The sequence below is a fragment of the Pseudomonas cremoricolorata DSM 17059 = NBRC 16634 genome (assembly GCF_000425745.1).
GTDB lineage: Bacteria > Pseudomonadota > Gammaproteobacteria > Pseudomonadales > Pseudomonadaceae > Aquipseudomonas > Aquipseudomonas cremoricolorata.
Map to the genome: position 1 here is coordinate 47245 of NZ_AUEA01000018.1, position 11303 is coordinate 58547.

Here is an 11303-nt window from a genome sequence, read left to right on the forward strand (position 1 = left end):
AAGCTACACGGGGCCACACCGCTGGCCCCGTGGTTCATGCAGCGCCGCGTGAAAATCGCCTAGCTACGAAAACGTGGCAACGGCCGGTCTTGCCTGAGGCTGGACAAGCGCTTGCGCAGCTGCGCCTCATCGGCCTCCAGGGCCCTCAGGCTGTCACGGATCTTGCCGGCTGCGGGGACATCGCCCTGGCGGTCGATCCACTCGGCGATTTCCTTGCAGGTGCTGGTCAGATGCACCTGGCGCTGGTTCATCAAGGTGAGCAGGGTGTTGATCTCTTTGGCTGACATGGCAAGTTCCTCCGGTCGGCCCAGACAGTGTAGCAGTGGCCTGGGCAAATGCTGCCCTGGGCGCGGGGCCGAGCGGCGGCTCGTAGTGGGCGCTGCAGGGGCTTGTTACAACCTCCCATCAGACCATTCCTACAATCTTTCCAGCGTTTACAACAGATTGTTCGAGCTGATCGTCATCTGACACGCTTTCGGCGCAACCCCCTCCGTTCATCGCCTCATCCTCAATGCCTCGCCGGTGAACAGCGTGTGTGCCCAGCTGCGTGCCTGGTGGGTGCGGAAGATGCCTGACCGATGCGTACACATCTTGTTACCTCGCTAGGCCTGTCGATGCCGCTATCGACTCCTAGCGTGAAAGCGAAGGGCGTCCTGCCAGCACCGATACCCAGGCCAGAGCCTGTGCTCTGGCCTGCGCTGGCCGCCGCGTCGTGACGGGCGCCCACCTGTGTGGTCTGGTCAGGAGGATTTCGCCGTGAGTGTATTGATCGTGCATAGCGCCGCCTTGGTGCTGCCGCAATGGTGTGACGCAACCGGGCAGGTCTTCGACGCGCCGATGTGCCTGGCCGAGGCCTCGGCGTTGCTGCTGGGTGATGATGACGCGCGCCATCCAGGTGTTGCCCAGGCGGTGGCTCGCTGGGGCTTGCCGCTGTTCATCGTCAGCGGAGCTGAGCCTGCGCTTAAGCCGGTAGCGGGCGCGGTGCTGCTGAGCCTGCCGCTGCGCGCCAGCGATTATCCGCGCATCATCGCTGCGGCGCGCGCCTACGAGCAGCAGGCCTTGCCGCCGCTGACCCGGGCATTGGCCGGACTGATCGCAGCCACCACCGAACGCTACGCAGGCCCAGGCCATCGTGGCGGCTCGGCGCTGGATCAGCATCCGGCTGGCGCGCGCTTCAGGCGCTTGCTTGGCAGCCAGGTATTTGCCGCCGACTTGCCGCAAGGTGCGGTCGAGGGCTGCGCCCTGGACTGGCAAGCTGACCTGGTGCATGAAGCCCAGCGCCTGGTGGCGCAGGTGTTCGGTGCCGAACAAACCTGGTTCGTGCTCAACGGCGCTGCCACCGCCAACCGTATCGTCGCCAGTGCGCTGCTGCGCGCAGGTGACTTGATCCTGATGGACCGCGCCTGCCATGCCTCGGTATTTCAGGGGGCATTGCTGCAAAGCGGTGCCTTGCCGGTGTACCTCGACACCATGTACGACGCCCGGGGCATTCTTGCCGGCTACCGCTGTGGCACCCTGCAGGAAGGGCGCTTACGCCGGGCTGCGGCGGCCCGTTGCGATGCCCGCAGCAGTCGGCGCAGGCCGTTCCGCCTGGCCGTGGTGCAGGCCGTGACGCGCACCGGCGTACTGCTCGACGCCGCAGCCTGGCTGGCGCGCGTTGGCCATCTGTGTGATTACGTGCTGTTCGATGCCGGCTGCGGTGGGCATGAGGCGTTCATCGACCCGCTGGCGCATCTGTCGCCCCTGGCAGCGCCGGTGGATGACACCTCGCCCGGCATCATCGTGACCCACTCGGTGCATCAGCAGATGGCCGGGCTGACCACCGCCGCGCAGATTCACAAGCAGGATCGCCACTTGCGCCACCTGCCGCGCTATTGCAGCGCCGCGGTGTTCAGCAGCGCCTGTGCGCAACACGCCTCGGCGAGTCTGTCGTGCCCACCGTTGATGTCGCTGGAGATCAACGCGGCCATGTTTGCCGCAGGGGAAGGGCAGCGGCTCTGGCAACAGGCGCTGCTCAGTGCCCATGAGCTGTGTGTTGCCGTCAGTGCTCGCTGCCGCCTGCTGCGGCCGCTGGCCATGCCGCACCTGCAATCGGCGGTCAGCGAATACATCGCCCTGAGTGGCGATGATGACCTGCCGCAGGAGCCGCGCCTGCATTATCACGACCCGTGCAAGATCACCCTGATCAGTGACGGGGCTGGCGATGCGGTACCGATCCCTGCGGCTGTGCTGGTAGCGTTTCTGCATGACCACGGCTTTACCGTCGACCGGCCTGAACTGTACAGCTTCACCCTGGTGGTGACGCCGTTCAGTGATCAGGCCGGGCTGGGTCGGCTGGTCGATTGCCTGGTGGCTTTCGAGCAGCACGTGCAACTGCGCACCAAGGTGCTCGAGGTCCTGCCCTCGTTGCGCCAGGACGCTGCGCGCTACGGCGCGATGACCTTGGCCGATCTGTGCAGCCGGCTCAACGGGCTGATCGCCGTACAGGGGCTAGGGCATCTTCAAGGGGCGGTGTTCAGTGCCGACGAACAGGCGTCGTACGTGTGTTCGCCGTATCACGCCAATCAACTGTTCATTGGTAATGCCACGCGCTGGGTCAGCCTCAGCGACGCCCCTGGGCGGGTTGCCGCCGAAGCGGTGATTGCCTTGCCCAGCGGCACCTTGTGCATCGCCCCCGGCGAGCGCTGGACGTCGGCTTTGTTGGCTTACCTGGAAGGTGTCGAAGCCCTGCAGGCGCAATACCCGCAGTTCGCCCCACAGGTTCAGGGCGTGCACTCCAGGCGAGACGACAATGGCATCCGCAGTGTGGGTGTCTACGTGCTTGATTGAATCGGTGCTGGCGGACCCTACTCAAGCCGAGGGCGCCAGCGCAGCGCCATAGGCCAGGCGGTAGGCGCCAGGGGTGACGCCATAGGCTTGCTTGAATTGTCGTGTCAGGTGGCTCTGGTCGGCAAAGCCCAACAGGCAGGAGACCTCCAGCGCAGACGTCGCATGCCTGAGCAACTCCCGCGCCCGGCTCAGGCGACGCTGCTTGAGCCAGGCGTGGGGTGGCAGACCGGTGGCTTGGCGAAACACCCGGGCGAAATGAAACGGCGACAGGTTGACTGCACTGGCCAGCGCCTCAAGCGACGGCGGGTTGGCCAGTTGACTGTCGAGCAGCTCGCGAGCGCGCGCCACGGCCAGCGGTTCGCGGCCAGGCGCGGCGAGGTTCAGGCCAGGGCCCTGGGCGTGACGCTGCACCAGCATCAGCACCGCCTGGCGCCAGGCAGTCTGCTGCTGCAAGGCGCTGGCCTGGGCTTCGCACAACTGGTGCAGGTGGCTGAAGGCATGGGCCAGGGTCGGGTCATGGATGACGCTGTCCTTGAACAGCGGTACGCCCCGGCCAGACGCCTGCAATTCATCCAGCACGCCGGTGACCCGTTCGATATCCGGATAGAAACCGCGATAGCCCCAGCCCGCTTCATGGGCCTTGGCACCGGTGTGCAGTTCGTCGGGGTTGATCAGCACCATGCTGCCGACTGGCGCCAGGTGCTCACTGCCGCGATGACAGAAGCGCTGGGCGCCGGATTCGATCACGGTGAACACGTAGCCTTCGTGCACGTGCGGCGCGAAGCGCTGCTGCAGGTAACGGGCATGCAGCATCTCCACATCGCCCAATGCCTGCGCCTGCCACAGGTGTGTGCGCTCGCTCTGTGCCGCGCTCATGCCAGGCCTGTGCGCAGGATCAGGAACAGCCCCATGCTCAGCAGCAGGCTGAGCAGCACCCGGCCGGTCCACAGCATCAGCGCCACGGCGGCCAGGGCGCCGAGCAGATAGGGGTTCAACGGGCTCAGGTTGAGCTGATGCTCGGGCAGAAAGATGATCGGCCCGCAGATCGCCGTGAGCATGCCGGGTACGGCAAAGCCCAGAAACTGCCGCGCATTGGAGCTCAGCCGCAGCGGCAGGCGCGGTTCGAGAAATGCGTAGCGATTGAGAAACACCGCGATGCCCATTGCCACGATGAGCAGCCAGATCATCGACGTACCCCTTGCAGTTTCAGGCACACGAAGCCGGCCGCCATGCCCAGCAGGCCTGCCGCAACGAGCGCGGTTTCCCAGTGCCAGAGGCTGAACAGCACTGAGCAGAACAACGACACCAGCACACACACGGCGGTCGGCACATCGCGCACCCGTGGTGCGATCAGCGCGACGAAGGTGGCGACGATGGAGAAATCCAGGCCCAGGCCCTGCAAGTTGGGGATGCGCTGACCCAGCACGATGCCGGCGAAGGTGAACAGGTTCCAGGCGATGTAGAAGGTCAGCCCCACGCCCAGGGCATACCAGCGGTTGAACTGGCGTTCGTCGTGCTGGCTGATAAGGGCGAAAAACTCGTCGGTCAGCAGAAAACCCAGGCCCAGCCGCCAGCGCAGCGGCTGCACCGCCAGCAGCGGGCGCATCGACAGCCCGTACAGCAGGTGCTGCGAGGTCAGCAACAGGCAGGTGAGCAGGATCGACAGCAGGCCGGCTCCGCTTTTCAGCATGCCGATAGCCACCAGTTGCGCCGCTCCGGCGAACACGATGGCCGACAGACCCTGGCCCTGCCAGGCGCTAAGGTTGGCTTCGATGGCCATGGAGCCAGCCAGCAAGCCCCATGGGGCGACGGCCAGGCTCAGCGGCAAGATAGCGATGGCACCATGCAGAAAAGCCTGGCGGGCGAGAGCGGAAGGATTCATGGGCAGGACAACGACTGGACAAGGACGCTCAGCATGCCTGAACCCTCGAGACGCTGGCTTGAACGTTCTTGCTCAAGCCGCGCTTCAACGGTGGCTGGTGAGCAGGCGCTGGGCGCTGGCACAGCCGTTGATTTCCACGGCTTTTTGCAACAGCACCTGGCGCCTGCCAGGGTCGAGGTCACCGAGCAGGCGGTAGACCTCGGCCTGGAAATCGCGCTGGCGACCCCACTGCATCTGCAGACCCTGCGGACGACTGCGGCTACAGGCCAGCACCGCGGCAGGTTGCGGGTAGTACGAGGCGTACACCGTGGCCATGCCGGGCAGGGCGTCCAGCGCTTCGCGATAAGCCTGGCTGGCGTTGTAAGGCGGGCACCAGGTGGCGATGGCCGAGGCCGGCGGAGCGAAGCCCTGGCTCAGGCTTTGCTCCAGCAATGGGCAGGCGGCATCCGGGATCTGCGCCGCGGGCAGGTAGGTCATGTAGTACAGGGCCAGGCGATACTTGGCGACCGGGTGATCCAGGGCCACGGATTTTTTCAGCAAGGCTACCGCGGTGGGCAGGGTACGTGCCATGGCCTGACCCTGGCGGGTGAGTTCCGGATCGCTGTCGAGCACCGGCAGCAGCGGATTGCCCTCGCCCTGCGCGTCGGCTTGCTCGAGCAGCGGCAGCGCCTGCCGGTAGAGCAGGTCGGCATGGGCATCGATCTGCACTTCGAGCGCCTGCGCCGTGAGCGGAGCGCACAGCATCAGCAGCCACGTGGCCCGCGAGCGGCGAATCACAGGCCAGCTCCTGCTGCATGCGAAGTGCGCAAGGAGGCCTGTGGCAGGACAACGATTGGGGAATTCATGAATGACAAACGTATGCCTCAAGCCTGACAGGATCTGCGGCCTATTCTAGACACGCTTTGCGTAATGTCGGAAGTCCGGCTCATGGGAATCAGACGAGCTTGACCGGCAGGGCGTTGCGCGCCGGGTGTTTTTCCTGGGCCAGGCCCAGTTTTGCGGTGATGACCTTGGCCAGCGCGTTGTTGCCCAGGTCGTTGAAATGCAGCCGGTCGATGAACAGCTGCTCGGCGAATACCGGCGAGCTGCTGAGCATGCCGTTCATGTCGTAGCACGGCACGTCATCGGCCTGACGCTTGATGCGCCGGAAGAAACCTGCGTGGTGCTCGGCGCCGATTCCGACCAGCAACCCGTCGAACGGCTTGGCCTGCTGCTGCAGCGCGGCAAGCATGGCCTGCTCGGCGGCAGGCAGCACTTCCCGGCACCAGGGCAGCCACGGCTGCAGCATGAAGGTGAGGGTGGTGTCGCTGCCAGACAGTAGTTGCTGCCATTGTCGCAGGGTTCGACCGATGCTGTCGGCTGCGCGCATCAGTCGCTGCTCGGGCGGCGTGCAGGGGGCAGCGCTCGGCCGCGGCGGCGCCGACGGCTTGCGCCACCAGTGGCGCAGGCGTCGCCAGGTCGAATCGACAGGTGGCGGCACCTGTACGCCCTCGTGGAAAGTGCTGAGAAACTGCTCGCAGGCGCGCAGCTCGCTCTGCGCCGGGTCGCTGCCGATCAGTTCGGTCAGCGCTTCATGGGCCAGGGTGTTGAGCCCGCTGAGCAGCACCACGTGCCCGACCCTGCTCAGCCGGTGTTGGTGGGTGAGAAACAGCAGCAGCTCCTGGGTCGCGTTCAACCCGCATCCGGCCAGGCTCAGCCAGGCTTCGCCGGTAAGGGTGCAGAGGCAGGAGGCGACGGTGCGTTCATCGCAGCTGGCGCCGATGCCCTGAGCGGTCGAGCCGCCGACCAGCAGGTTGACCCGCGCCAGTCCGCCGCGGTCGGCCAGGGACAGCCGTTTGCCGGCCCAATGGCTGTAGCGCAGGCCAAGGGCGTCGGTGTTGAGGGTTGGCGAGCGGTAGTCACGTTCCTGCACGTACAGGGTCAGCGGCAGGCGCCTGTGGCCAAGCCTGATGAAACGCTGGTAGTCCTCGGCCAGCGCCGCCGCACTGGCGGCGCCCAGGTGGGCAGCGGTTATCGAAGGCTGACTCATCGCAGTACGACCTTCATTCCAGCAGCGCGCGCAGGTTGTACGCCAGGCCTACGGCGGCGATCAGCATCAGCATGACCCCGGACACCAGGGTGATCAGGCGGTTGCTGCGCGGCGAGGCGATCTTGCCGATGGCGAAAATGTACAGGCTCAGTACCGCGAAATCGATGGCGATCCACAGCAGCGACAGCACCACCATGCTTTTTTCGAACGACTCGGTGATCTGGATGAACTGCGGAAAGAAAGAAATGAAAAAGATGATGTCTTTGGGGTTCGAGATACCCACCATGAAGCCCTGCCACAGCCCCCCGCGCCCTGGGCGCGGCGCTGCATCCGGCGCGGGCTCTGCGCTGCGCGTCTGAGGCTGCAGGGCTTCTTTCAAGGTGCCGAAGGCGATATAGCCGATGAACAGGCAGCCCAGCAGGCTCATGCCGCTGAGCCAGGCCTGGTCGATGGCCGCGCTGGTCATGATGATCCAGGCTGCCGCAGCGATCAGCACCAGCGACGCCCAGTTGGTGCCCAGCGCGGTGAACAGCGCCTTGCGTGGGCCGGACGCGGCGGCGGTGTTGACGATCAGCGCCACCACCGGGCCGGGCGTGGCGATCAGCAGCAGGACGGTCAGGGCGTAGGTGGCGGTCAGCGCGGTATTCACGGTTCATTCTCGTTGAGGGTGTCGTCGGCATGCAGCGCGCGGAACGGACAGCGCTGCGGGTTCAGCGATCCGGGTTCCTGCAGCTGGTACTGCTGCCATTCGTAGTTATCCGCAGCGCCGAAGAAGCCAAGGCTCGCGGGGATGGTTCCATCGTTGTAATCAGCGACGCGCTGGCGAATGCGCTGGCGAATGCGTCGGCCGCTTTCGCTGTGGGCGCTGGCCACTTCGTCGAAGCTTTCTCTGGGATTGATGACGAAGACCGTATGCGCGCCCAGGTTGCGGCTTCTCATCAGGGCATGGCCGGGAAAGCTCATGTTGATGAACAGCGGCATGCCGTTGAAACAGAATGCCCATTGCGTGTCGTGCGGATCGCGGGCGACTTCATCCGGCCATGGGTAAGGGTCGAGGCGGTGCACCTGCTGCAGCACGTCCCAGGCCAATGACTGTTGATCGGCCAGGTCGCTGTCAGGCGCGGTCTGCAGAAACACCAGCAACGGGTTGCCGATGCGCTGCTTGAGGGCGATCGGCTGCAGCAGCTCGACGTAATTGCGCAAGCCATTGGCAATATCGGCCGCCAGCGCTTCGGCCCGGGCGAACACCAGATGGCAGGTTTGCCCGGCCACCGCCTTGCGCCCGAACAGACACGGAAAGCTCGGGTCGGCAAGGCGTGTGCGGAACTGGCGCAGCGCGGCGCAGGTCCAGTGCTGTTGATCGGCCGCATGTTCATCGGCAAGCTCTAGCGCATCCAGGCGATAGCATTTTCCATAACCCGTAAACATTATTCCCTCAAGGGCGTCGACCACTGCTCGCAGGCACCACGAAGGCGCCTGAGCTGGAGGTAGTAGGTATTCACGGCATTTTCAGAGATGGTCCGGGCGTTGTAAAACCGGTGGAACTATGACCTACTATTAGTTTTACTCATGATTAGGCGGTGCCGATGTCGGAACGCATCCAAGCTCTACATGCCCTGCGCGCATTCGAGGTGGCCTCTCGCTATGGCTCCTTCACCCGCGCCGCCCAAGAGCTGGCATTGACTCAGGGTGCGGTCAGCCATCACGTCAAGACCCTCGAGGATTTGTTCGGTTGCAGCCTGTTCGAGCGCCGCGGACCGAAGCTGCACCTGACCGAGCACGGCCGTTTGCTGGCCCAGGAACTCAAGGTCGGCTTCAAGATCATCGAAAACGCCTGCTCGCTGTTGCGCCAGGATCGCTACGGCCTGCGCCTGAAGGCACCTTCGACACTGACGGTGCGCTGGCTGTTGCGGGCCCTGGATGGCTTCAAGAAAGTCGACGACAACTGCAGCGTGCAGTTGTCGAGCGTGTGGATGGACATTGATTCGGTGGACTTCTACTCCGAGCCCTATGACTGCGCCATCCTGCTGGGCAACGGCCGCTTTGCCGCCGATGTGGAAAGCTGCAAGCTGTTCGATGAATGGCTGATTCCAGTCTGCCACCCGGACTACCTGCCCAGCCCGTCGCCTGATCTTTCGATACTGGCGCAATGCGAACTGCTGCATCCCTCACCGGATCGGCGCGACTGGCGGCGCTGGCTGGCACGCCTTGAAGCGCTGCACATCGGCCTCGACCAGGGGCAGGTGTTCGACACCCTCGATCAAGGCATTTCCGCCGCCCAGCAGGGCCTGGGCATCTCGGTGGTCGATCTGGTGCTGGCCAGTGCCGACCTTGCAGCCGGGCGCCTGATCACCCCGTTCAAGCAGGCGGTGTCGACCGGTGACGGCTATTACATGACCTGGCTCAAGGCCAGCCCCAAGGCGCGGCAGATGCACAAATTGCGCGACTACCTGCTCGGTCAGGTGCCGTCTGCGCTCAATCGCGACCTCAACTACCTCTACGACTGAGGCTGCGCCAGGCCTCAGTGCAGGTTGCGCCGCTCACTGACGCATGCGTTGGCGCGCTCGGCCAACTGGTCGAGATGTTCATCGCGCTGGGCTTCAGCGGCGATCATGGCCTGCTCGCCGTGTTGCTTGAGCAGGTAGGCATGAATCTGGCGAACTTCGACGGTCTGGTAGATCGGCGCGATGTCGAGACGACCGATCAATGCCCCACTGGGCTGGCCGGTGCTGCTCATCAGCACCTGCGGGCCGCTGGCCTGTACCACCTGCAGGCCCATGGCTTCGAACCAGGCCACCTGGTGCGCGAACGCGTTGAGTTCCAGGCGCGGGTAGCGAGCGTGCAGATCGGCCAGCAGCGCCCGCGCGATGCCTTGCCGGCGATGGGCGGGGTCGACTGCCATGAACGCCAGGGTACAGGCCTGAGCATCGTCACTGGCGGGAATCGCCAGGGCGAAGCCGAGCAGGCGTTCGGGCGCATCGGCGTCCAGCGCCAGGGTCAGCGTTACCGACAGACCGCGGGTGCCATCGAGTGCCTGCAGGTATTGATGCACTTCCAGGCCGACACCGTACTGGTACAGCGGGTACAACGGGTTGTCAGCACTGATGGCCACGCTGCTCAGCTCGCCAACATGGTCGATCACCAATTGACGAATCTGGTTCTGGAAGGATTCTGGGGGCACACCGTCGAGGCGGTGGAGGATGAACATCGCAGGTACGGCTCCGGCTGGACTGACTGACCTGCGCACGGCGGCGCAGGCCGGCCAGTCTACCGTTTTTCACGCGTTGGCGGGGCGGCTCCGACCTGCCTACCAGAGCGCCTTGGACGCCGCGCCGATGACCCGGGCGAATACCGTGATGGCGGCGTCGACTTCAGCTTCGCTGCTGTAGCGGCCCAGGCTGATACGCACGCTGCTGCGCGCCGCCTGCTCATCGAGGCCCAGCGCCAGCAGCACATGAGAGGCGGCGTTGCTGGCTGAATTGCAAGCCGAGGTGGACGACAGGGCCAGCTCGGTGCTCAGCGCCCCCGGGTTGAAGCCGGCGGCGGCGATGCGCAGGTTGAGGGTGTGCGGCACGCGCTGACGAATGCTGCCATTGACAGCCGTGCCGGGCAGCGCCAGCAGGCCTTCATGCAGGCGCTGGCTGAGCTGTTGCAGGCGCCGATGCTCGGTATCACCGGGTTCACCGGAGAGCTCGAAGGCATAGCCCATGCCGACGATCTGATGGCTGGCCAGCGTGCCCGAGCGCATGCCACGCTCGTGACCTCCGCCGTGCATCTGCGCACGCAGCAGCGCCTGTGCCCGCGGCCCGACATACAGCGCGCCAATGCCTTTGGGGCCATAGACCTTGTGTGCCGAGAACGACATCAGGTCTACCGCCTGACGACCAAGATCGATCTCCAGTTTGCCAACCGCCTGCGCCGCGTCGACGTGCAACAGGGCGCCGTGGGCGCGCACCAGCTCGCCAATCGCGGCGAAGTCGGTGAGGGTGCCCAACTCGTTGTTGACCGCCATCAACGACACCAGGCGGGTGTCGGCCCGCAGCGCGGCGCGCACCGTTTCGGGCTGAACAAGGCCGTCGGCATCGGGCAACAGGCGCGTGACCGTCCAGCCGCGCTGCTCGAGCTGCGCTGCGGTGTCCAGTACGGCCTTGTGCTCCAGCGCGCTGGTCAGCAGGTGCCCCGGTTGCGCGAAGGCCTCGGCGATGCCTTTGAGCGCCAGGTTGTTCGACTCGGTGGCGCCGGAGGTCCAGACGATCTGTTCTGCCGCGGCCTTGATACGGCTGGCCACCTGGTGCCGCGCCTGCTCGACCCGTGCCCGCGCCGCGCTGCCATAGGCATGCCCTGAGGAGGCTGGATTGCCGAACTCACTGTGACGACCCAGACAGGTGAGCATCATCTCGATGACGCGGTCATCGACGGGCGTGGTGGCGGCGTAATCGAAATACAGGGGCGATGGCGAGTTCATGGCGCTGTGCAGGTCCGTGCAGGGTGAAAGGTGCAGGTGAGGGGGACATGCTACGGGGCGAGGAGGGCAAAGGTTTTTCGTTTTTTCGCTCTGTTGGT

At 65.1% G+C, this 11303-nt stretch carries 12 protein-coding genes; 2 read left to right on the top strand and 10 right to left on the bottom strand.

The window, feature by feature from the left end:
• Nucleotides 1–59 precede the first annotated feature (59 nt).
• Nucleotides 60–287 carry a hypothetical protein gene (locus tag H618_RS0118270; protein WP_028696442.1) on the bottom strand — a complete coding sequence of 76 codons (228 nt, stop codon included), beginning with the start codon at nt 285–287 and terminating at the stop codon, nt 60–62.
• A gap of 469 nt (nt 288–756) precedes the next feature.
• Between H618_RS0118270 and H618_RS0118275 the strand changes: the two genes are divergently transcribed.
• Entirely contained in the window at nt 757–2829 is a 2073-nt protein-coding gene (locus H618_RS0118275) for an Orn/Lys/Arg family decarboxylase (RefSeq protein ID WP_028696443.1), read from the top strand.
• 21 nt (nt 2830–2850) lie between these two features.
• Here H618_RS0118275 and H618_RS0118280 read toward each other — a convergent pair whose 3' ends face one another.
• From H618_RS0118280 to H618_RS0118310, 7 genes are all read right to left on the bottom strand, one after another.
• The gene (locus tag H618_RS0118280; protein ID WP_028696444.1) at nt 2851–3705 is read right to left on the bottom strand and encodes a helix-turn-helix transcriptional regulator; all 855 of its coding nucleotides are present in this window, start codon (nt 3703–3705) and stop codon (nt 2851–2853) included.
• Nucleotides 3702–4016 carry an AzlD domain-containing protein gene (locus tag H618_RS0118285; protein WP_028696445.1) on the bottom strand — a complete coding sequence of 105 codons (315 nt, stop codon included), beginning with the start codon at nt 4014–4016 and terminating at the stop codon, nt 3702–3704. The genes H618_RS0118280 and H618_RS0118285 overlap by 4 nt, the downstream gene beginning before the upstream one ends.
• Nucleotides 4013–4711, bottom strand: a complete 699-nt coding sequence (locus H618_RS0118290; RefSeq protein WP_033727778.1) for an AzlC family ABC transporter permease — start codon at nt 4709–4711, stop codon at nt 4013–4015. The genes H618_RS0118285 and H618_RS0118290 overlap by 4 nt, the downstream gene beginning before the upstream one ends.
• A gap of 84 nt (nt 4712–4795) precedes the next feature.
• Nucleotides 4796–5455: a hypothetical protein gene (locus H618_RS0118295; RefSeq protein ID WP_033727784.1), complete on the bottom strand. Its 660-nt coding sequence runs from the start codon at nt 5453–5455 to the stop codon at nt 4796–4798.
• 190 nt (nt 5456–5645) lie between these two features.
• Complete coding sequence (locus H618_RS0118300) at nt 5646–6740, bottom strand: SGNH/GDSL hydrolase family protein (protein WP_050577347.1); 1095 nt, start codon at nt 6738–6740, stop codon at nt 5646–5648.
• A gap of 13 nt (nt 6741–6753) precedes the next feature.
• Entirely contained in the window at nt 6754–7389 is a 636-nt protein-coding gene (locus tag H618_RS0118305; protein ID WP_028696449.1) for a LysE family translocator, read from the bottom strand.
• The gene (locus tag H618_RS0118310) at nt 7386–8168 is read right to left on the bottom strand and encodes a YqcI/YcgG family protein (RefSeq protein WP_028696450.1); all 783 of its coding nucleotides are present in this window, start codon (nt 8166–8168) and stop codon (nt 7386–7388) included. The genes H618_RS0118305 and H618_RS0118310 overlap by 4 nt, the downstream gene beginning before the upstream one ends.
• 158 nt (nt 8169–8326) lie before the next feature.
• Between H618_RS0118310 and H618_RS0118315 the strand changes: the two genes are divergently transcribed.
• Nucleotides 8327–9247, top strand: coding sequence for a LysR substrate-binding domain-containing protein (locus H618_RS0118315; RefSeq protein WP_028696451.1), 921 nt, complete (start codon nt 8327–8329; stop codon nt 9245–9247).
• A gap of 14 nt (nt 9248–9261) precedes the next feature.
• Here H618_RS0118315 and H618_RS0118320 read toward each other — a convergent pair whose 3' ends face one another.
• Both H618_RS0118320 and H618_RS0118325 read right to left on the bottom strand, forming a co-directional pair.
• Nucleotides 9262–9948, bottom strand: a complete 687-nt coding sequence (locus tag H618_RS0118320) for a GNAT family N-acetyltransferase (protein WP_028696452.1) — start codon at nt 9946–9948, stop codon at nt 9262–9264.
• Between the two features lie 99 nt (nt 9949–10047).
• Nucleotides 10048–11205: a cysteine desulfurase family protein gene (locus H618_RS0118325; protein WP_033727779.1), complete on the bottom strand. Its 1158-nt coding sequence runs from the start codon at nt 11203–11205 to the stop codon at nt 10048–10050.
• Between the last annotated feature and the right edge of the window lie 98 nt (nt 11206–11303).